17 protein-coding genes are annotated in these 21,027 nt (G+C 46.5%); 12 read left to right on the top strand and 5 right to left on the bottom strand.

Annotated features, from left to right (window positions below; translation table 11 throughout):
* Window positions 1-241 precede the first annotated feature (241 nt).
* The gene (locus ACJJIC_RS18255) at window positions 242-997 is read left to right on the top strand and encodes a hypothetical protein (protein ID WP_444909003.1); all 756 of its coding nucleotides are present in this window, start codon (window positions 242-244) and stop codon (window positions 995-997) included.
* Window positions 998-1,138: 141 nt separating this feature from the next.
* A complete protein-coding gene (locus ACJJIC_RS18250; protein ID WP_445357586.1) occupies window positions 1,139-2,647 on the top strand; it encodes a fumarate hydratase in 1,509 nt (502 codons plus the stop codon).
* A gap of 185 nt (window positions 2,648-2,832) precedes the next feature.
* Here ACJJIC_RS18250 and ACJJIC_RS18245 read toward each other — a convergent pair whose 3' ends face one another.
* On the bottom strand, window positions 2,833-3,750 hold the full coding sequence (locus tag ACJJIC_RS18245) for a LysR substrate-binding domain-containing protein (protein ID WP_444909005.1): 918 nt from the start codon (window positions 3,748-3,750) through the stop codon (window positions 2,833-2,835).
* Between the two features lie 212 nt (window positions 3,751-3,962).
* Here ACJJIC_RS18245 and ACJJIC_RS18240 point away from each other — a divergent pair, with 212 nt between their 5' ends.
* Window positions 3,963-4,649: a sterol desaturase family protein gene (locus ACJJIC_RS18240; protein ID WP_444909006.1), complete on the top strand. Its 687-nt coding sequence runs from the start codon at window positions 3,963-3,965 to the stop codon at window positions 4,647-4,649.
* Between the two features lie 20 nt (window positions 4,650-4,669).
* Here the strand turns inward: ACJJIC_RS18240 and ACJJIC_RS18235 are convergent, their stop codons facing one another.
* The gene (locus ACJJIC_RS18235; RefSeq protein ID WP_444909007.1) at window positions 4,670-6,406 is read right to left on the bottom strand and encodes a DUF885 domain-containing protein; all 1,737 of its coding nucleotides are present in this window, start codon (window positions 6,404-6,406) and stop codon (window positions 4,670-4,672) included.
* Between the two features lie 351 nt (window positions 6,407-6,757).
* On the opposite strand from ACJJIC_RS18235, the gene ACJJIC_RS18230 reads away from it, so the two are divergent.
* From ACJJIC_RS18230 to ACJJIC_RS18220, 3 genes are all read left to right on the top strand, one after another.
* Complete coding sequence (locus ACJJIC_RS18230) at window positions 6,758-7,102, top strand: 4a-hydroxytetrahydrobiopterin dehydratase (RefSeq protein WP_252085039.1); 345 nt, start codon at window positions 6,758-6,760, stop codon at window positions 7,100-7,102.
* Window positions 7,103-7,289: 187 nt separating this feature from the next.
* Complete coding sequence (locus tag ACJJIC_RS18225) at window positions 7,290-7,757, top strand: OsmC family protein (protein WP_444888354.1); 468 nt, start codon at window positions 7,290-7,292, stop codon at window positions 7,755-7,757.
* A gap of 49 nt (window positions 7,758-7,806) precedes the next feature.
* On the top strand, window positions 7,807-8,202 hold the full coding sequence (locus ACJJIC_RS18220; RefSeq protein ID WP_444909008.1) for a GNAT family N-acetyltransferase: 396 nt from the start codon (window positions 7,807-7,809) through the stop codon (window positions 8,200-8,202).
* Window positions 8,203-8,321: 119 nt separating this feature from the next.
* Here ACJJIC_RS18220 and ACJJIC_RS18215 read toward each other — a convergent pair whose 3' ends face one another.
* Window positions 8,322-9,386, bottom strand: coding sequence for a bile salt hydrolase (locus tag ACJJIC_RS18215; RefSeq protein ID WP_444909009.1), 1,065 nt, complete (start codon window positions 9,384-9,386; stop codon window positions 8,322-8,324).
* A gap of 1,009 nt (window positions 9,387-10,395) precedes the next feature.
* Here ACJJIC_RS18215 and ACJJIC_RS18210 point away from each other — a divergent pair.
* Entirely contained in the window at window positions 10,396-11,787 is a 1,392-nt protein-coding gene (locus ACJJIC_RS18210) for an amidohydrolase family protein (protein WP_445357585.1), read from the top strand.
* Window positions 11,788-11,948: 161 nt separating this feature from the next.
* Here ACJJIC_RS18210 and ACJJIC_RS18205 read toward each other — a convergent pair whose 3' ends face one another.
* On the bottom strand, window positions 11,949-12,452 hold the full coding sequence (locus ACJJIC_RS18205; protein WP_444909011.1) for a thermonuclease family protein: 504 nt from the start codon (window positions 12,450-12,452) through the stop codon (window positions 11,949-11,951).
* Between the two features lie 1,640 nt (window positions 12,453-14,092).
* Here ACJJIC_RS18205 and ACJJIC_RS18200 point away from each other — a divergent pair.
* Window positions 14,093-15,784 (top strand): DUF885 domain-containing protein, encoded by a 1,692-nt coding sequence (locus ACJJIC_RS18200; protein WP_444909012.1) that lies wholly within the window; start codon window positions 14,093-14,095, stop codon window positions 15,782-15,784.
* Between the two features lie 88 nt (window positions 15,785-15,872).
* Here ACJJIC_RS18200 and ACJJIC_RS18195 read toward each other — a convergent pair whose 3' ends face one another.
* The gene (locus tag ACJJIC_RS18195; protein WP_445357584.1) at window positions 15,873-16,631 is read right to left on the bottom strand and encodes a TlyA family RNA methyltransferase; all 759 of its coding nucleotides are present in this window, start codon (window positions 16,629-16,631) and stop codon (window positions 15,873-15,875) included.
* A 124-nt stretch (window positions 16,632-16,755) separates the two neighbouring features.
* On the opposite strand from ACJJIC_RS18195, the gene nhaA reads away from it, so the two are divergent.
* From nhaA to trxA, 4 genes are all read left to right on the top strand, one after another.
* The gene (nhaA, locus tag ACJJIC_RS18190; protein ID WP_444885696.1) at window positions 16,756-18,249 is read left to right on the top strand and encodes a Na+/H+ antiporter NhaA; all 1,494 of its coding nucleotides are present in this window, start codon (window positions 16,756-16,758) and stop codon (window positions 18,247-18,249) included.
* Window positions 18,250-18,346: 97 nt separating this feature from the next.
* A complete protein-coding gene (locus ACJJIC_RS18185) occupies window positions 18,347-19,717 on the top strand; it encodes a hypothetical protein (protein ID WP_445357583.1) in 1,371 nt (456 codons plus the stop codon).
* Window positions 19,718-19,726: 9 nt separating this feature from the next.
* Entirely contained in the window at window positions 19,727-20,107 is a 381-nt protein-coding gene (locus ACJJIC_RS18180; RefSeq protein ID WP_444885694.1) for an MmcQ/YjbR family DNA-binding protein, read from the top strand.
* A gap of 39 nt (window positions 20,108-20,146) precedes the next feature.
* Window positions 20,147-21,001, top strand: coding sequence for a thioredoxin (gene trxA / locus ACJJIC_RS18175; RefSeq protein ID WP_444885693.1), 855 nt, complete (start codon window positions 20,147-20,149; stop codon window positions 20,999-21,001).
* Window positions 21,002-21,027 lie beyond the last annotated feature (26 nt).

The following is a 21,027-nucleotide window of genomic DNA, read 5'->3' as shown; positions in this document are numbered from 1 at the left end:
ATTTTGGGACGTTTTCCTCGAACTCAAGGGGTGGTGTTTGATGACACCAATGTTTTGCTGTCGTCTATTCTTACTTGTGGCCGATTACTTTTTCGTCAATTTTTGGTATAACTGCCGCATAATTCGACGAATCTGTCCCGGCTTGATTGTCTCTAAGTAATGAATTTAGCGGTGCCGGGCGGGACAATCCCGAACTGACCAGTACCGAACCCACCAGATTAGTTACCGGGTGTATTGATACATGCAACGTAGAGAGCCCACACTGGACGGCAGCGCCGCCATCGAACCCGCACTGGAGCCCAGCTCTCCTGAGCGCAGCGAGCAGTCCCAGGAACCACAAGTGATCGTTGAGGAGCGCCGCGGTGGCTTCTCCTTCCTAGGCCTCTGTGCCTTGGTCTTAGCCATGGGGGGACTTGCTGCTTCTGGTTTCCTCTACCAGCAGTGGCAGGAAAGCCGTACCCAGCTGGTCAACGCGGAGAATCGCATAGCCGATGCCGAGAACCGGATTGCTGAGCTGGAGAAGCGCTTTAGTCTCTCCGATGAGGAGTCTACAGCTTCTGTTGAGGTGCTGAGCGCCAAGGCCAAGGAGAACTCCTCCGAGATCCGCAAGCTTTGGGGGGTGGCTTACGATACCAACCGCAAGAGTATTGCAGCCAATAAGGCCGCAAACGAAGCCAACAAGAAACAGGTTGCTTCACTCAACAGCAAGCTCGGTAGCCTCGATGCCAGTGTGAAAAAGATTGCTGCGGTTGAATCTGCCCTGGCGGAATTGCGTAAAGGCAGTATTGAGAGCAAGCGTGAGATGACCGACAAAATTTCACGCCTGGAGCGTCAGCTGGCCTCTGTGCGCAGTGATCTGACTATGCGTGTCGGAGCCAATGAAGAGGCAGTGGAGTCTATTGATGCCTACCGTCGCTCGGTGAACAAAGATCTGGTACAACTGCGCGATGCGATTCGCTCTCTGCAGTCCAGTGAGCCTACAGCCTCCTCAATGTAGTTTTTCAGGGGCTAGAAAAGGCGAACCTTGGGTTCGCCTTTTTTATTGCCTGTGGAAAATTTATCGCCATTTTAATAACAGGCCAATAACCCTACATTTCGTGTAGAATCGCCGGCCTTGAGACGTTAATCGGAGTTGGGCATGACCACTATCCGCCAGGATGATCTGATCGACAGCGTTGCTGATGCGCTGCAATTTATCTCTTACTACCACCCACAGGACTTCATTCAGGCCCTGAACAAGGCTTATGAGAAAGAGGTCAACCCGGCGGCCAAAGACGCCATGGCCCAGATCCTGATCAATTCACGGATGTGTGCCGAGGGCCACCGCCCTATCTGCCAGGATACCGGCATTGTCACCGTGAAGTTGAAAGTGGGTATGAATGTGCGTTGGGAAGCGGACATGAGCGTTACCGACATGGTCAACGAAGGTGTGCGCCGCGCTTATCAAAATGCCAGCAACGTGTTGCGCGCCTCTATTCTTGCCGACCCAGATGGCGCCCGTAAGAATACCGGTGATAACACTCCGGCAGTGATTCACTATGAAATCGTTCCTGGTGAAACTGTGGAAGTGTATGTGGCAGCCAAAGGTGGTGGCAGTGAAGCCAAAACCAAATTTGCCATGCTCAACCCCTCTGATTCTGTAGTGGATTGGGTTCTGAAGATGGTGCCTCAGATGGGGGCGGGCTGGTGTCCGCCGGGCATGCTGGGTATTGGCATTGGCGGTACTGCTGAGAAAGCTATGTTGCTGGCCAAAGAATCCCTGCTCGATCCTATCGATATCCAGGAGTTGCAGGAGCGCGGTGCCTCCAACCGTGCCGAAGAGTTGCGCCTGGAACTATACGATTCCGTCAACAAGCTGGGCATTGGTGCCCAGGGCCTGGGTGGCTTGACCACTGTCTTGGACGTGAAAGTGAAGGATTATCCCACTCACGCAGCAAATAAGGCCGTAGCAATTATTCCCAACTGCGCCGCTACTCGTCATACCCACTTCACTCTTGATGGCTCTGGCCCCGCGCGCCAGACTCCGCCGAAGCTGGAAGACTGGCCGGAAATTACTCGAGAAGCTGGCAGCAATACTCGCCGTGTCAACCTGGATACCGTTACTGCAGAGGATGTACAGAGCTGGCAGCCCGGTGAAACCTTGCTGCTGAATGGCAAGATGCTTACTGGTCGCGACGCCGCTCACAAGAAAATGGTGGATATCCTAGCGAAAGGGGAGGAGCTGCCAGTGGACCTGACTGGCCGCTTTATCTATTACGTAGGGCCGGTAGATCCTGTGCGCGATGAAGTAGTTGGCCCCGCAGGCCCAACTACCGCCACCCGTATGGATAAATTTACGCGCACCATGCTTGAAGAGACCGGCCTGCAAGGGATGATCGGTAAGGCAGAGCGTGGCCCAATGGCAATTGAAGCGATTCGTGACAATAAAGCGGTGTACCTAATGGCTGTGGGTGGCGCTGCGTACTTGGTGGCTCAGGCGATTAAAGCCTCCAAGGTAATTGCCTTTCCGGAGCTGGGTATGGAAGCCATCTACGAGTTTGAGGTGGAGGACATGCCAGTAACCGTAGCAGTCGATAGCCAAGGTGAGTCTGTGCATACCACGGGACCATTGATCTGGAAGGCGAAAATCGAGGAGGGTCTCGCCTAAGGGCTGCCCCAATCTAAACAAGCCGGGTCCGCGAGGTTCCCGGCTTTTTTGTCTTCAAGCTTTTAGGGATTAAGTTTGGCGGGACTAGGTTGTCTTCTCAGCTAGTCACGGTAAAACAGGCATAGTAAAAGCCTAACCTGATGCCTCAATTAGATTCATTCTGGTACAGCCCACTCCAAAAGCTTCTACATCCCCAGCTCTGGGTAAAGCTGCAAAATGGTTTCTCTTAACCAGCGATGGGCGGGGTTGTTAGTTTGTGACTTATGCCAAATCAGCTGCAGGCTGACCTTGGGGAAATCCATAGGCAGCTCAATTGTACGAACAGGTAGTGCTCGGTAATGAGAGGACTTCATCATCCTTGCGGGTACAACGGCAATTAAATCGGTGGTGGCGACTATATGAGGAAAGGAGGATAGGTGAGGGACACGCAGGCAAATATTGCGCTGTAATTTATTCGGTCTGGCCAGCCTCTCCATCGGTGAGCCTACGGGGCTTCCTCTCAGCAATGATATTTGTGGTATTGATTGAAAATCTGCCTCAGAGATTGATTTTCCCACCTCTTCATTATGCTCCCCTGCGATCACCACCAATTCTTCTTCGGCAATAATCAGACTGCTGTAATTGGGAGATTCTAATGGTAAATAATCGATAATTAAGTCGACTTCACCATTACTTACCATTCTGGAAGTCATCTCTGATTCGTCAGGTAATATTGTAAGCTTTATCCCTGGTGCATACTCTCGTAGCCAGGCGCTGAGTCCTGGAATCATAAGGGTTTCCACCACATCTGGTAGAACAATCGAAAAATCCCGTTCTGCCTCGCGATGTTCAAAGTCGAGCTGCCGGAAGCTTGATCTCACTGCCCCAAGAGCCGTGTGAATGGAAGGGTGTAGTGCCAGCGCACGCTCGGTAGGGCGTAGGCCTTTTGCGGTGCGGATAAAAAGTGCATCGTTATAGGTGGATCTCAAACGCTTTAAGGCAGCACTTACTGCAGGTTGGCTCATGTGTAGCTTTACTGCAGCCCTAGTCAGGTTGCGTTCGACCATCAGGGCATCAAATACAGGCAGTAAATTCAAATCCATTGATCTGAGATGATTCGACATTATCAATCTCACAAATAATGCTGTTAATTATTATTTATTAGAATTCAATCATCCGCCTGATTATATTTCTGGTCAATCAAATTCTTAAATTTTCTAGTGCAAATGATGAGGGGCACTCTGTACATCGCTATTAGATGGATGTAATCAAACTGCCGGGTTTTGATTGTTTATATAGTTTTACGGAATTCCAACGCTAATAAAAAGGAGCAAATATGTCGATCAATCACGATGCGGCCCCTTTCAGGGCTGGATACAGGGCGCGAGTGAAAGGCCGTTACCATGGATGGCTTCATCTGATGGGTATTCTAGCTATTGGTGCCGGAGTTTGTATCTACTGCATATTTCAATTGGATTTGTTAAAAACTTGGGAGTTGTTAGTGATCCCCGCAGGGACTGTTATATATAATTTTTCTGAATACGCTAGTCACCGTTGGGCTGGTCATAAAAAGATTCGGATTGCAGGGCTGTTTTATCGCAGACATACCGGGGATCATCACAGTTTTTTCTCTCCACCCCTATTTTCTATTGACTCTACCAGAGACTGGAGAATAGTACTTTTCCCCACTTATTTAACTGCGACTCTTGCTTTAGTGATTGCGCCAATTTTAGGATACTTTTTCTCCATACTTTTTTCGATGAATGCTGGTTACCTCTTGATTGTGACTATGGTGGTAAATCATTTGGGTTATGAATTGTTGCACTTGGGATACCACCAGCCTCAAGATCATTGGTTTCATCGAGTTCCCGTTTTGCGTGAGTTGGCTCAATTGCATCGCATACATCATCAACGTAAGTGGATGAATGAATGTAATTTTAATTTGACTATCCCTCTGTTTGATCTTTTGCTGGGCACTTTTCACTGGAAATCTATTGGATCTTGTCAGAAGAGTGAGAGTTAGAGCTCTACAGAGTGCTTGGTTCAAATAGAACCCGTCTTCTCCAGTTGGGTCAACATTAGTTCTCGAATAATCGGCACTGGCGCACTGCCAAAGCTTAGAAAGCTTTCATGGAATTCCTTTAAGTTGAATTTATCTCCGAGCTTATTCTTTACTTCTTCGCGCAAGGCAAGGATATCTGTAAATCCGGCAAAATAGCTGGTGAGTTGAACCTGGCTGAGAGTTGCTCTACGCCACTTTCCCTCCGCCTCAGCCCGTTGTTGAAAAGCCCCATCAACCATTAAATTCATTGCTTCGGCTTCTGTCATGCCCTTGACTTGTACACCGTAATCCAAAATGGTGTTGGTAATCACGCGTAAATTCCACTTGTAGTACATCAGCCAGAGTTCCGGCGAAAAATCACCGTATCCAGCCTCCAGCATCATACGTTCGGCATAGACCGCCCAGCCTTCAATCATGGCGCTGTTACCGAAGATGGTTTTAATAATACTCGGAGACTGGTTGGCATAAACCAACTGGGTATAGTGACCGGGGATGGCTTCGTGAATGTTCAGTATTTGCAAAGTGTAATGGTTATATTCCCGCAGCAGGCTATTCGCTTGCTCATCACTGTAATTCTCTATGGGCAACACATTGTAATAGGTATTGGCATTCTTATCGTAGGGACCAGGCGCATTGATAGAGGCAACAGCAAAGCCACGAAGATAGGGGGGGGTAGTGCGTACTATTAGTGGCTTTTCTTTGTCCAGGTCGAGTAGATTGTGCTGTATGACAAAGTTTGCCAGCTGTGGTATTTGCTTTTCTATAACCTCTTTGAATGTATCTTTACTGGCATGATTAAGGGATAGTTTTTCGAGTAGGCGCCGGACCTTTTCCATTTGATTTGATGGTGACTGGGTATCGGGAAAATGTTTCGGCCAAAGTTGCTCGGTGAGCGCCGCCATTTTACTGTGGACCTGTTTTTTTTCTTCCAAAGCACGCAGGTAGAGGGCACTGGCACTGGTATCAATCTGAATATCAAAGCGGAATTTTTCTTCATATAGCTTTTCTCCAATACGGAAATCACGAAACCTTGCAGATTTTTCCAGGCTGGTTTGTAAATTTTTTAAAAAGTTTACATAGTCTTTTATCGCTTCACGGGAGGCGTGCAGACGTTGCCTGAATACTTCTTTTTCATCATCAAACATCTGGCTGCTTTCTACCAGGTTTTCTACCCTAGTCCCAAAAACTTCCAGGGCACCTTCGTTCTGTTGAATAGCCAACATTAATTGTGGCGCGGCGGGCCTACGGATAGCCTGTTTTGCGGCTTGGTAGTAATCGGGAACCAAGCGCATACGCGTATTGAAGGTGCGCAGTCGGTTTTTGAGGGGGGCGTACTCGGTATTTAAAATCAGGGCAAAAGGATGGGATACGTTATATATGGAGGGGTCCCACTGGTAGGATTTGAAGGTGGTATATTCCCACTGCAGGCGCTGTAGGAAATTCATAATAAGCGCCATATCGGTGAGGGAAGAAATACTGAGTAATTCACTATCCAGAGCGGCGAACTTGCGTTCATAAGTTTGAGCGAAGTCCAGTAGATAGGCGCGGAAGGCCTTGTCAGGCACTTGTAAATGTATGGCAGCCTCATAATAGCCTTCGCGGACTGCCCAGGACGGAAACAGTTTCCACAGACCGTTAACGAATTGTTGGCTCAGCTGCTGAAAGGCCAGTTCCATCTCGGCACGCATTTCAATCATCGTTTCAACTTGAGGGGGCACTATGCGTTTCCTATCGGTACCTTGGGGGCCACAGGCACAAACAAGAGTGAGCGACGTCAAAATCAACAGTTTAAGAGGGGCTTTCATGGCGATCCTTGCCAAAAGGGGTTTATAAACGCTTGTGTATCTGCTTAAAAATTATCATATCGGCCGGAGACCCTTGATCAGCCTGACAATGGTTGTTTACACCGTGAATTGATATCCAAGCATTTAGCACACTGTCCCATATTGGCGAGTGAAAACCGTAGATAATGCGTTTTTAACGTCTGCGCTTGTGTCGTGGAAGAGCCCCGGTTAGAGTGAGCCCCACGTGAAATAACCGATAATAAACAAGGTTTTGAGGATTTATTCATGACTGAGCTAGCCCAACAACAGTGTGAAGCCTGCCGCGCCGATGCCCCTCTCGTCAGCGATGACGAGCTGCCAGGATTGCTGCGCCAAATTCCTGATTGGACGCCAATGACCCGCGACGGCATTATGCAGCTGGAGCGCGTGTTCAAGTTCCGGAATTTCAAGCAGGCCTTGGCGTTTACTAACCGTGTAGGTGCCATCGCAGAAGAAGTGGGCCACCACCCGGCACTGCTTACCGAGTGGGGTAAGGTAACCGTGACCTGGTGGAGCCATGAGGCCAAGGGGTTGCATAAGAATGATTTTATTATGGCTGCGCGCACCGACCAGCAAGTAGATGCAGACTAAGCATCTCCCAAGGGCGCATCTAGCGCCCAATTTTCTGCCATCCCGCGTCATTTCTAAACTGAGGTTGCCCTAGAAGGAACCCTTCGGCTCTATTCACTCCGCTAAATACCTCCTGGTTCCGGAGTCGTTCGGTAGCCCTGTATATCAATAGTTGAAAGTGTGTGCCCTGGATAGAAGGAGAGAGATTTTGTCTGAGTATACTTCTACAGTGGTCTGGCAACGTGATGACCAGATTTTTACCGACAATCAATACAGCCGCGCTCATACTTGGCAGTTTGATGGCGGTTTGTCAGTTCCAGCCTCTTCATCTCCCCATATTGTCCCAATCCCCTACTCACACCCGGAAAATGTCGACCCAGAAGAAGCTTTCGTGGCGTCGCTATCTAGTTGTCATATGTTGTTTTTCCTTGCAATTGCCGCAAAAAGGGGTTTCGTCATTGATGAGTATCGCGATGAAGCGATAGGCGTGATGGATACAATAGAGGGGGGTAAGTTGGCCATGACTAAGGTCACTCTGAGACCTTTGATCCGCTTTTCTGGTGAAAAGAAACCTAGTCGCGAGCAATTGGAAAAAATCCACCATCTTTCCCACAAGCAGTGCTTTATTGCTAACTCCGTAAAAACGGAAGTGGTTACTGAGATTCGGGAGGTATAACTACTCATTGAAGTGAGTAGGTTTCATAAATACTCATGTAGACGGCAGTATGTTTAAAGTTATTGAAACTGTGGCTTCAGTTGAGGATTTTCTTTGCCTCAGGCAGATTAGTGGGCTATCCCCAAGAAGTCGGGAGGCCGCAGAGAAGGGGTTGCCAAATAGTCTCTATGGCATTCACATTCAAACTCGTTCAACCACCATTGCCATGGGGCGGGTGGTTGGTGATGGAGCCTTAAATTTTGAGATTGTGGATGTCGCTGTCGCCCCAACTTATCAAGGTCAAGGGTTGGGAAGGGTTGTGATGGAACACATTATGTCTTATTTGGATCGTGAGGCGCTTCCTTCTGCTTATATTACCCTTATGGCGGATGTACCGGAGCTGTACGAGAAGTTTGGCTTTAGGTTAAGCAGCCCTGAAAGTGAAGGGATGTACATGTTGAAGTAGATTTATTTCAAAGTATGTAAATTCTTGGCTGTAATTAAGGCCATATTGGGTATCGGGCAGAGTGTTTTATATTCAGCGATGTTTTTAGAGTAACCTGTACACTTTGTGTTTCTTTCTGTTCATTTTTTTAGTGGCTTAAATACATCCGTGATATCTCCAACCAATTTGGGGTTCTTTGGGTCGGCAACCCGCTTTCCTGTGCCCTTTGAAAAATCGATTCCATGTAAATCTACCCAAACAATATTTGGATTTTTGACCCAGTTGAAATAGTAAATTCGGCGTTTTAAATCAATCACCGAAAGCCACCAAGTGGGATAAGTAGCTGGTTCTTCAGCTCCTTCTTCCTGATTGGGGCGGCTATAAGGTGCGCCAAAAGGAACGGCCACAGTACGGATAGCACTTAGGAGGTAAGAGACTGCCTGAATAGCATTGGCAGGTTTTGGTAGATTGTGTTGATAGTAAGATAACCTAACAAAACGGTCAGCGCCATCAATCCCTCCAGGTACAGATTTAATCCCACCAAAGCCTTGGTAAAAAGGCAGGTTTTGAAGCTGCCAGCCATATGGTGGGTCATTTGTCATGACCGAAAATTTCTTACCGTGATGTACAACTAATTTACCATCGATTATTTCGAAGATAGCTGAATCACCACTTGGGTCCTCTATTGCCATATGTGCACCAAGAACTTCGCCACCAACTTTCACTGGCGATATGCGTATATTTTTCATCCCAATGACAGCATCTGCGACTGTAGCATAGTTATCGAGAATAAAACGCAGCCAGCGCATATAGGATACTCCTGGCGTATTATTTGGTTTGGCGTAGCGGGTTGCTCCAAGATATAGAATATGTGCCGTTAGACCTTTCTCGTTAATTCCGTCGGTAGCACCGTCATTATTTGAGAAGCCATATTGGCGGGCATAAGGAATAATACTTTGTACAACACTTCCATATTTTGAAGTCCATTTGGCGGGGTTATGGCCATCCTCACCAACCATCTTCATACCTCGAGGATTTATATAAAGAATATCCTCAAAAGAATGTCCCCAATCCATTGATCTGGCGGCAAAAACACCTTGCTCAGTATTCCAGGTAACTCGGGAGCATGCATAGAGTATCGATGGCCAGGAAAATAGGAGCAACGTTATAATCAACGGCACTTTATTTGTAGCTGTTTTGATCACTTCTTAACTCGTATATTTAGGGTGGTAAAAAGCATGCAGTTTATTTGTATTTTCTAAGAATGTCTGTCTATCTTAGCTTCAAAAGAGCCAATATTTAATACATGATAAGCTTGTAGATTCCAAATTTTTAAGGGGTTCTCTTGGGTTTCGTGAGGTCGGTCTTATCTATCTCTGCCGAAAGATAAAAGTTTCTGAGCAATGTGTTAGGAATTTATGTAGGTACGTGAGACCTTATGGTTTTGAGCAATTTGTTGTAGGGTTGGAAGGTTGATATTACGTCGTCTTTAGGTGTAGTCATCATTTCCTTCTTAGGAGTTTTATTCTAATTTGTTTATTTGTTTATTTGTTTATTTGTTTATTTGTTAATTGTGTAAAATAGATTGCAAGAATTTCAATAGATGCTGCGGTAAGTTCTCTAGATGCTTATTTTTTGATTTGTCTAATTTTTATTCTTTCTAATAGTTTATTAATGGAGATGAAAGACTGCGTGTGGGTAGGATGGCCACTGAGTTGTAAATCCATAAAAAATTAATGTTACAGTCCCAGTTCTTTGACCGGAATATTTTTATCCTTTATTTTCTCTTTATGTATTCTTGATTGTATTTTGGTCTGTATGTTTTGTTGTGCAGTACGATATATAATGATAGTTTGTCGTGAAAAACTAATGCTGTCTCTATTATGTCGGGATTTGATCATGCGTTATGAAATATGGGCTTGATGGTGAGCGATGCTGCAATATGTTTACACTCAGAGATAAGATAACTGTTTAGACTATGAGAGAGATGAATGTATTGTCTGATTTATGGTCTTTGCAGTGTTACTCGTTAAGTTAGTAGGGTGTATATAGGTCAAAACTAGCTATGCGATTCGATGTTGGTTGAAAAGCTATGAAGCGCTATTGGGTATGTCTATTTAGATAATGCATGTTAAGCGCTTTTAGTTGAGTGGGGGGCTTTTTATCCTGTTTTGTTGATTTGAATTTATCACCAGCTAATAGAAGGAAATTTTAATGATGAAAAAAATAATTAAGGCATCATCTCTTGGTATTATGTTGCTGTTCAGCTTGTCAATTCAGGCGGAGACGAGAAGTGCGCTTGTGGGGGGGCGGCTGATCGATGGTTTTGGTAATCGGCCAATCGCAAACAGTGTTATTTTAATTCGGGGCGACAAAATTGAGGAAGTTGGAACGGTTGAAACGCTTCCCGTCCCCGACGGGTATCAAATTATTTCTACTGAGGGGATGGATGTCTTACCTGGACTTTGGGAAAATCATGCTCACCTAATGCTCAGTGGACACGCGGACTATGTGCATTGGGATAAACACTACCTACATCGCCTGACCAATGAAATAATGCCTGCTAGTGCAATACAATTGCTGCTAGCCGGGGTTACTAGTGTTCGTGATTTGGGTGCTCCGCTAGAAGCATCTATAGAGATAAAGCGCAAAATCATTTCTGGTGAAATTGCTGGGCCAAGACTATTTGTTTCCGGTCCATTTATCCAACATGAAGTTTATCCTGGTACTGAAGCTTTTCGTTGGTCAGTCTCTAGTGCCCCTGAAGCAAAAAAGAAAGTAAACTTACTGGCAACAGCTGGTGTCGATATAATTAAGCTGATTGACCATGACAAGATGACTATAGAAGTTGCTCAAACGGTCGTGGATGAGGCCCATAAGCATGGTTTAAAAGTTGTAGCTCATTCGCACCGCCCAGATGAGATCCGCAGAGGGCTGGCCATAGGTGTCGATAACTTTGAACATACAGGGCTGACAACAGCACCTGAGTACCCTGAAGATATCATCCAGTTATTAAAAGAGCGCACTGCTAAGGGCCGCGTTGCTGGGGGGCCGCTTTTCTGGACTCCAACCGTAGAAGGTCTCTGGAACTATAGTAACACTGTGGATAACCCGGAAAGGCTGGATGATACATGCTGGCACAAAGGACTAAAACCAGACACTATTGACGATATTAAACAGTCATTGAGAAACCCTGGGCAATTGCAGTACATGCAGTTAACTCCCTTACGTAAACCAACTTTGAAAAAGAAAATCTCCCAGCTTAAAGATGCTGGTGTGGTGTTTCTTGTGGGGACAGATAGTGGTATCCCAACTAAATTTCATTGCCAAAGCACTTGGAACGAATTGGCCGTTTTGGTTGAAGAGATGAATTTTTCCGCTATGGATGCAATTCGAGCAGCTACCTACTGGCCCGCAGTAATGATGGGGGTTTCGGACCAATCAGGGACTGTATCTAAAGGAAAATTTGCCGATATCATCGCAGTAAGAGGGGATGTGCTGAGGCATATTAACCTTCTATCCAATGTCTCATTGGTTATGAAAGGAGGAGTCCTCTATAAAAAGGGTGGACAGGCAATAGAATCTTACCCAACCTCCCAAAGGTAAAACCCAAGGAATCTCCTCTTAAAATATCCGCAAACAGTCGCATATACTCCTGTATGGTGTAAGTTATAGACCAGTTTGGTAGCTCTAATGATTTTTTATTTTGAGCTTTATGGGAACTGTTTGCTTAGTGGGTAAAAATTCATGTTCAGAAAATTTAGCTTTTAATCATCTAAAAAGAAGTTGTTTTCCGGATTGTAATAGCAAAAATCGTGATCTAGATTCTTGCGAAAGCAGTAGGGGTCTTTTGCTTCCATTTCGCCCCATAACCCTAGATTTGAGTAGTATGCAAAGTCTTGCTCAATCTTGAATTTATCTTCGCAATAGTAGGCGTAATTCCAAGCGGCTCCTCTTGCAACCATTTCTTGATTGATGTTGTATCCATTTGCAAATAGATAGCCAGTTTCTCTGCCGTATTGATCCCTTCCTGTCGATTGGAAATCCACAGTGCCAAATGACAATAAATGATTCAGGGTTTGAGTGGCTTCTGGGCCATATATTTGCGTGCTGGGATAGGTTTCTGGTGCATCAATGCACTGAAGACGTATCTCAACATATTCACCAGAAACATATCCGTGAACTGTGTCACCGTCTATTATCCTGTAGTTAGTCAGTGGAGCCGCTTGTAATGAAGTGGAGAGCGTACACAGCAAAATTAATCTTTTCATTGGGATTATCTGCGTCGTTGTTTTATGTGCGCAGGATAGGGGGTATTTATTACGTATTTATTTATAGATTGTGATAGTAATAAATAGTTTTTGTTAAAGGGGGTTTTTAGAGGTGGGCATGAGGATATTACTTAGCTCTAATTGGTAGAAGCTGTTTCATAACTTGAAATTAGTTATTCTTGCTACCTCATGGAATGATAAGATACAGTAAGTTTAGTTGGGATTAAGTCAGAATTAGCCGACGCTCAGTGGAAATTGATTGAGCCTTGCCTACCCTAGCTAAAACGTGAGAAAAGTGGTCCCATACCCATTGATAAGCGTGTACGTTTTGAAAGTATCTTGTGGATTTCGCGCTTAGGAGCGCCATGGAAAAATCTCCCTCTATCTTATCCATCAACGAGTAGTTGCTGAAGAAAGCTTCAGTTTTGGGGAGAGTAAGGCGCTTGGTTGGAGCTTTGACAAAAATTTCTCGGACAACTTGATCAAAGATCCCTGATTAACTGGGAAGAAGTCTTTTCAGGTGGCGGCTTTGCTTCAGCATAAAAAGGGGAGCAGAATTCGGAAAAACCAAGCGGGACAGGGGTGCAAAATTGATTGTGGTGGTCATTGGCGAAAGTCTTCCGTTGGGAGGCGCCATTACTTCGGCCTCACCAGTAGAAGTAAATTTATTACATCCGCTACTTGGTGTTATCTATAAAAATAAAAAATCGAAGCCTTGTGTACGACAAAGCTGCAGATTCTGACCCGTTACTCTACAGCTTGACCCGCTGTAAAGTTGAAATAATTTTCCCTCACCGCAGGAATAGGAAAAAGCCTTCGAAACAATTAGGCAGAAAGCCTAGATTGTATATTCGGCGTCGGAAAGTTTAGCGAACTTTTGCGAGGCTGGGTAATAGCCGTCGCTTGATCGTCAGGTGGGATCGCTATTTACCTTCTTATAGAGCTTTCTTCTACATTTCCTGCATGCTAAATACGTTAAAGAAATTATGAAACAGCTTCTGGAAGCAAAATATCTAAATTGGGAGTTCGCTAATTTTATTTCAGTGTCCATCCTAAATTTGAAGTCTTGAGATGTTCCTGCTTATTCTGCAATCAGGTCGCCAAGTTATTTAGTGCTGGTTTTAACAGAGTTTTCTTTAGGTGATTCTAGTTGTCAAAAGTTGGTTTGTGCTGCAGGGTGTGGTGGCAGTAATCGGGGTTCAAATTCTTGCGAAAATATTAGGATATCTAGCCTCAGGATTTGGCCAAAAGCTGATGCTTTAGCCCTGTTCCATTTCAAATTCACAGCTGTAGTGATTGCAATAACTCTTGGAGGCGGCGATGGTACGATTTCCTAATTAATATTGGGTTTGTTCATATGCTCATGCCTGTTTCCCAAGGCATAGGCATCGCTTCTGATTGACTTTGTCTCAAGTGAATCAAGTTATAATTTGTGCCTGTAATTTCCTTGTCAGTTTTTGCAGTATTCTTGGCATGATTTGTTTTTGGTATAAATCGCGAGTGTTGAGTGATTGTTTTTGTTAGGTTGTTTGTAATTATAAGGTATGAACGCCGGGCGTTTTGAGTGAATATTATTCCACTTTGATATTTTTCTTGGCATTATTATTTTTTCTTAAAGATACAGTTTACAAGGAAACTCTATGAGAGCCTTTAAATATATTTTGGTTGCGCTATGTTTTGTTATTAGTTTTCCACTTCAGGCATACGATCCGAATTTTGACTCATTTATAGAGGAGTCAAATGTTGAGCTCCTTAGACGGGATCCGATTTTGGCTTTAATTTATCGAGTGCATGAGGAGGTGGGCTTGTCCTCGCCTGGCATCACTCCAATTTCTTTACCTTATAAGGCGAAAACTCTTGAGCTATATACTAAGGCGTTGGTTAAATTGAAAGCATTTGATAGGCGGCTATTAAGCAATGTGCAGAATGTTGATTACGATTTTTATAGTTGGTTTTTGAAGAGTTACTTAGCTGTTGAAAGTAAGCCTCATTTTGTTATTAATGCCTCCACTGCAGTTCAGGTTCAGGATATATTTTATTTTTTTATGCTTGAAAATGCGGGAGATGTTGAGCACTACTTAAGTCAAGTAGAATATTTGTCATCCTATTATTCCTCTGTGGAGTTTTGGTTGTTGGTTAGGGGTAGGCTTGGAATAATTGATGACAAAGAGACTATTTTATCGGTGCTTGATTGGCTTGATTATTGGGTAGAAAATCCTGAGCGAGACCCTATCTATTTAATGTTGGAGGCTGCTGTAAATAAGATAGAAGTTTCAGCGGAGCAGCGTAAAGAGTGGTTGCTACGATGTAAGTACATATTGGAGGAGGAAGTTACTCCAATGCGAACAGAGGTGTCAAACTTACTCTTAACTCAGTTGGAAGATGCACCTGAAAATCCAGGTCTTGCCCAATATCCGGGAGGTAAGGAATATTACAATAGCTTGTTAAGCCGAGAAGTCAGTATGCCGCTTAATGCACTTGAATTACATCAAATAGGTATTGATGCGCTCAGGGATCTGCATACAGAAGTCTATTCGGAATTTGAATCGCTTGGTTATGATATGTCAAATGATTTGGCTACACTGTACGCCATGGTCCGCAAGGATGCGCCACAAGTAGCAAAGGAAAATGTGCTTGCTGTTTTCAAAGAGCTTTTAGATGAGGCAAGTGAGAAAAGTGTTAATCTATTCCCTGAATTTGATTACTCTAAGTTAGAGCTAGTGAATGGTATTAGTTATGCTTATGCCCCTGCTAAAGATAACGAAAGTGCTTTGCTTTATGTAAATAATTCTGTAGACACTACAATGCTGGATTTACCTGGATTTGTTTATCATGAGGGGGTACCCGGTCACCATGCTCAGTATTCATTTACTGGTAAACTTAATCTCCCTCTCTTTAGGAGTATTACCAAAATCTCAGGGTTTTCTGAAGGCTGGGGATTGTATGCAGAACGGTTAGCTTTTGAGCAGGGTTGGTATGATAGTAATCAATATGGAAATCTAGGTCGATTAAAGGCGGAGCTGCATAGAGCTGCCCGCTTAGTAGTTGATACTGGAATAAATGCAAAAGGCTGGACTTTGGAAGAAGCTAGGGAGTATTATTCTGAGGTTTCTGGGCTGACAGATGCAGAAGTTTCTAGAGACATTAATCGCTTTATTTACTCTCCAGGTCAGGCAAGTTCATATTATATTGGTTTTACACATATTTTGAGGCTTCGACAGGTAGAGCAGGAAAAGGCAGGCTTTGATATAAAAGAATTTCATGGGAAAGTTTTGCAAAACGGTGTAATTCCTCTAAGTCTTCTCACTGACCAGTTTAGTGGTCAGCAATAATTATTTTTAAAGCATGTTAATTTGAAAGACCCTGTAAAGGGTCTTTCATCTAATTCCTTATTAACCTGTTCTCTCGATTTAATTAATCTTAAATTGCTGGGCTTGCCCAGAGCAAAAACTCCCGGTTGCCGTCGCCCCCTTTAATCGGGCTATCAATATACTCCTTCACTTCAAGGCCGAGTTCATCACATAATGCCGTAATACGCTCACGTACCTGCGGGTAAAGTTTTTCGTTACGCACCACTCCCCCTTTACCAATGCCCTCAGGTCCCACCTCGAATTGTGGCTTTACCAGGGTCAACAGCTGGCCTTCGGGTTTGAGTAAAGAAGGCAGCTGCGGCAGTATTAACGTTTGGGAAATAAAGGATACATCCATCACGATGGCATCAAAGCCAGTATCTGCGAAAGGAGAAAGTTGTGATGCCTCTAAATATCGGGCATTAATTCCTTCGAAGAGGTGCATACGTGGATCACCTATTAGTTTTTGTGCTAGCTGATCTCGCCCTACATCTACCCCTACTACGGAAGTGGCGCCTCTCTGCAACAGGCAGTCACTAAAGCCTCCAGTAGAGCAGCCTACATCCAGGGCGTGCCAGCCCATAGGGTTTAATCCTGTGTGATCGAGTATCGCGGCAAGTTTTAGGCCGGCGCGGGAAACATATTGATCTTCGGGTAGTGCAGTGACTTCTAAGGCGCAGTTTTCACTGACGGATTGCCCAGCTTTGCGCGCCAGCTCCATGGGGCCGCCTTCGGACAGCGTGACCCTGCCGGCTTCGACCAGTTTTTTGGCGTGGGTGCGGGAATTGGCGAGTCTTCTCTGTACTAGCAGTTGGTCCAAGCGGGTCATGTTTTGCTACTGGGTCCTGTCAAATGGTTAAGAATAGTGTGGCCATGCTAACCTCTGGCTCCCATAGGTAGAAGTGCGGCTCCGTTTCTAGTCGGGCTACTCTTTACTAAAGAGGGGGTTGTCGATGGCAAAAAGCGTTCTGAATAAGTTCAAGATCCGCAAAGGAAAGGTTTTTGAGGCGCCTTTAGAACAGGCTTTTGGGCGCCTGGTGACACCTTTTGAAGAGTTTATCCACCGGCAGAGCAGTAGTGGTATTTTACTGATGCTTTCTGCGCTGGCGGCGCTCATTATCGCAAATTCCCCCCTGGAAGATGTCTACATAACCCTTTTGCATATGCCCATCAGTTTCACTGTGGGAAATTGGGAGTTTTCTTTATCGCTACACCACTGGATTAATGAAGGTCTAATGACGATCTTCTTTTTTTTAGTGGGCTTGGAGCTCAAGCGGGAGTTTATGGTAGGGGAGCTGTCCGATTTACGCCATGCGGTACTACCTGTGATGGCGGCAATCGGTGGCATGGTGGTGCCGGCATTGATTTATGCAGCATTTAATGCTGGCGGTGAGGCGGAGCGTGGTTGGGGAATCCCCATGGCCACGGACATTGCTTTTGCCGTGGGCTGTATTGCCCTATTGGGTAATCGTGTGCCTCGCGCGGTTGTGACTTTCTTAGTGGCCCTGGCTATTGTTGATGACTTGGGCGCCATTCTGGTGATCGCTATCTGGTATACAGAGCAGGTAAATATGACCGCGCTGATCGCTGCGGGTTGCCTGGTTGTGATTATGTGGTTGCTGAAGGCGGCTGGCGTGCGTAACTCCCCCCCCTATGTATTTGTGGGAATTCTGCTGTGGTATGAATTTTATCTGGCCGGAGTTCACGCTACCATTGCGGGGGTCATAACTGCAATGGCGCTGCCGGCGAAGCCCAAGTACGATCCAGTGGCGTTTAGTACCTTCGTTAAAGATATTATCCGCAGCTTTGATCGCTGTTTCCGGCCCGGCGATAAAATCATTGCCAACGATGCCTTACGCGCACGGGTTATGGCCCTTGGCAGTGGCGTTAACCTGGCGCAGTCTCCTCTGCAGCGTATGGAAACCCGCCTGCACACTCCGGTTGGCTTTTTGGTGATTCCCATCTTTGCGCTCGCTAATGCAGGTATTCCCTTCGATAGCTTTACTAGCTCAAGTGCAGTTTTCAACCCGGTAACCCTGGGGGTAATCGCTGGGCTGGTATTCGGAAAGCTGATTGGGATTGTGGGGGCTACTTGGATCGGTTGGAAATTAGGCTTGGGCAGCTTACCTAAGTTGGCTAATTTTCAGCATATCATTGGCGTGGCATTACTCGGCGGTATCGGCTTTACTATGTCGATCTTTATTGCCGAATTGGCGTTCAGTTACCAGAACAACCTGTTGAATCAGGCCAAGGCAGGTATCTTGCTGGCTTCTGTAATTGCCGGTATCGCTGGTTTCCTGGTACTGCGCACTGCGCCGGTTACCGAAGAGTTTGATGTACAGACCGGTGGTCGGGAACCTGAGCCTGCGGGGGGCAGTGAAGCTCAGCAAGAAGGCTTAGAGAAGCAAGATAGCTCCGCTCAGGAAAATCCCGGTCGTCAACGTTGAGGGGCATCTCGGCCTGGTCCTGCCATAGCAGGCCGTTTTGGGGTTTTCCCGGCTGAGTAAACTTCCAGATGTGAAATAAATTTCAAGAGAAATAATAATGAAACAAGTACTAAAGGCGGTGTGTCTGTTGCCAATTCTGGCTGCACCTCTATTTCTTGCCGCCTGCGAGGGTAAAGCGCGATCAGAGGATACGTTACGAGAAGCAGTAGAGGTTAAAGGGCAAAAAACTGCAATAGAAGGGAAAGGGGATATGTCCATGGATACAGTGGCCAGGGACTATGTTGCCCTGGTGTTGGAATTGGGTAATCACGACAAGAGTTATGTCGATGCCTATTATGGCCCGGCGCAGTGGCGAGAGCAGGCGGAGCAGAGCCAGGCCAGCCCGGCGGATATTGCCAAACGCGGTAACGCCCTCATCGCTCAGCTACCCGGGGACGGCGTGGTGGATGGTTCCCTTGACGGCCTGCGTCTACACTACCTGCGAACTCAACTGGCTGCGCTGGTGGCTCACGCCCGCAGCCTTGCTGGCGAAAGCGAGCGCAACTTTGCCAAAGAAGCGCGCGAGCTTTATGACACCGAGCCCCCCAGGCAAAATTTCACTAGTTTCGATCCACTCTTGCAGGAGTTGGATGAGCTGTTGCCCGGCAATGAGCCCCTAAGTGCGCGAGTGCAGGCGTTTCGGCAGCAGTATGAAATCCCAGTGGACAAGCTCCAAGAGGTTTTTGATGCAGCCATTGAGGAGTGTCGCAAGCGCACCAAGCAGTATATTCCGCTGCCACAGGATGAAAATTTTGCCCTTGAATATGTCAGTGACAAACCCTGGAGCGGTTACAACTGGTATCAGGGAGGGGCGCATAGCCTGATACAGGTGAACAGTGGCTTGCCGATTACCATTGATCGCGCGATCGACCTTGGCTGCCATGAAGGCTACCCGGGCCATCATACCTATAACGCGTTGTTGGAACAGACGTTGGTGGAAGACCGTGGCTGGGTGGAATACAGCGTGTATCCGCTGTTCAGTCCCCAATCTCTGATTGCCGAGGGCAGTGCCAATTACGGTATCGACCTGGCCTTTCCTGGGGAGGAAAAAAACCGCTTCGAGATGGAGGTACTTTATCCCCTCGCCGGGTTGGATCCACAAAGTGCACAAAAGTATGAGCGGGTGATGGGACTGGTGGATAAGCTCAGTTTTGCCGGCAATGAAATTGCTCGGCAGTATATCGATGGTGAAATTGCCCCAGAGCAAGTTGCGGTACTGTTTGAGAAATACACTCTGATGAGCCCGGCCAAGGCAAAGCAGCGCAAGGATTTTGTCGATGCCTACGGTGCCTATGTCATTAATTACAACTGGGGCAAAAAACTGGTAGCTGATTATGTGGAGCGAGATACAAACAGTGCACGAGAGCGCTGGCAGCGTTTCGCCAAGCTGTTGTCGTCGCCACGCTTACCCTCTTCGCTAGACTGGTAGGCGCTAACAATGCACAAGGCGGAACTGCGAAGTTATTTACTTGCGCGACCAGAGGCGATTGAGGACTTCCCCTTTGGTCCCGATGTTGCTGTGTACAAGATTAAGGGGCGTATGTTCGCGACTCTCAGCCGCTACCGCGAGGTAGATGCGACCAATTTAAAGTGTGATCCCGATGAGGCTCAGGCCCTGCGGGATATCTTCCCTGGCGTGTTGCCGGGTTACCATATGAACAAGAAGCACTGGAATACTGTATTGCTCGATGGCACAGTGCCGGATTATGAAATTGAGCGGATGGCGGATCGCTCCTATGGCCTGGTGGTTAAGGGGCTGCGTAAAATTGAGCGGCAATCCCTTGAGCTGGCTTATGGCACGGATACCCTCTACCGCTAGAACCTCAGCAGATTAGCAAGATATTACTCAGGAGAGTTTGTGAACGATTTTATTGTCGATGTAACGGCAGAAAACGCCCAGCAGGTACTCATTGAAGAATCCATGAATCGCCCGGTTCTGGTGGATTTCTGGGCCGATTGGTGCGAGCCGTGCAAACAGCTGATGCCGGTTTTGGAAAAGCTCGCGAATGAATATGCGGGCCAGTTCCTCCTGGCAAAAGTGAATGCCGACACCGAGCAGATGATCGCCGGCCAGCTGGGGGTACGCAGCTTACCTACAGTTATGCTGCTCAAAGAGGGGCAGCCGGTAGATGGCTTTGCCGGGGTGCAGCCGGAAAGCCAGATTCGTGAAATGCTCGATAAATATCTGCCCAAACCCTGGGACATCAAATTGCAGCAGGCCCAGGCGCTGATTGGTGAGGACAAGGTGGATGAAGCTCTGCCGTTGCTGCGCCAGGCTTACGCTGAATCCTCCGAGCGGGTGGATATTGCCAAACACCTGGCGGCGTTGCTGCTCGATCAAAACCGTGCTGCGGAAGCAGAAACCGTGCTCAGCAAAATTCTGCTGGCGGATCAGGATGCGGAATACCAGCGCCTGATGGCCCAGTTGGAGCTAAAACAACAGGCGGCGGATACCCCCGAGATTCAGGCGCTGCAGAAGGCCCTGGAGCAGAACCCGCAGGATTATGATTCCGCCTATAAGCTGGCGGTACAGTACAGTCAGGCCAATCGTCACGAGGAAGCCCTGGAGCTGTTGTTGGATATCCTGCGCAAGGATATGAATTTTGCCGATGGCGCGGCCAAGCAGGCATTTCTCGATATGGTGAAAAGCTTGGGTGCCGGCGACCCCATCGCCACCCAATATCAGCGTAAGCTGATGACGTTGATGTTCTAGACGTTTCAATCGTATTGCACTGTAAA

It is taken from the genome of Microbulbifer mixtoriginis (SeqCode), assembly GCF_052468275.1.
Note: the sequence above shows the minus strand (reverse complement) of the source record. Positions and strands in the feature narration are given on the sequence as shown.

What these genes read in the sequence shown, in the direction of transcription:
- ACJJIC_RS18255 (WP_444909003.1), top strand. Translation starts at nt 242, where the DNA reads ATGCAACGTAGAGAGCCCACACTGGACGGCAGCGCCGCCATCGAACCC.
- ACJJIC_RS18250 (WP_445357586.1), top strand. Translation starts at nt 1,139, where the DNA reads ATGACCACTATCCGCCAGGATGATCTGATCGACAGCGTTGCTGATGCG.
- ACJJIC_RS18245 (WP_444909005.1), bottom strand. Translation starts at nt 3,750, where the DNA reads ATGTCGAATCATCTCAGATCAATGGATTTGAATTTACTGCCTGTATTT.
- ACJJIC_RS18240 (WP_444909006.1), top strand. Translation starts at nt 3,963, where the DNA reads ATGTCGATCAATCACGATGCGGCCCCTTTCAGGGCTGGATACAGGGCG.
- ACJJIC_RS18230 (WP_252085039.1), top strand. Translation starts at nt 6,758, where the DNA reads ATGACTGAGCTAGCCCAACAACAGTGTGAAGCCTGCCGCGCCGATGCC.
- ACJJIC_RS18220 (WP_444909008.1), top strand. Translation starts at nt 7,807, where the DNA reads ATGTTTAAAGTTATTGAAACTGTGGCTTCAGTTGAGGATTTTCTTTGC.
- ACJJIC_RS18210 (WP_445357585.1), top strand. Translation starts at nt 10,396, where the DNA reads ATGATGAAAAAAATAATTAAGGCATCATCTCTTGGTATTATGTTGCTG.
- ACJJIC_RS18205 (WP_444909011.1), bottom strand. Translation starts at nt 12,452, where the DNA reads ATGAAAAGATTAATTTTGCTGTGTACGCTCTCCACTTCATTACAAGCG.
- ACJJIC_RS18200 (WP_444909012.1), top strand. Translation starts at nt 14,093, where the DNA reads ATGAGAGCCTTTAAATATATTTTGGTTGCGCTATGTTTTGTTATTAGT.
- ACJJIC_RS18195 (WP_445357584.1), bottom strand. Translation starts at nt 16,631, where the DNA reads ATGACCCGCTTGGACCAACTGCTAGTACAGAGAAGACTCGCCAATTCC.
- nhaA (WP_444885696.1), top strand. Translation starts at nt 16,756, where the DNA reads ATGGCAAAAAGCGTTCTGAATAAGTTCAAGATCCGCAAAGGAAAGGTT.
- ACJJIC_RS18185 (WP_445357583.1), top strand. Translation starts at nt 18,347, where the DNA reads ATGAAACAAGTACTAAAGGCGGTGTGTCTGTTGCCAATTCTGGCTGCA.
- ACJJIC_RS18180 (WP_444885694.1), top strand. Translation starts at nt 19,727, where the DNA reads ATGCACAAGGCGGAACTGCGAAGTTATTTACTTGCGCGACCAGAGGCG.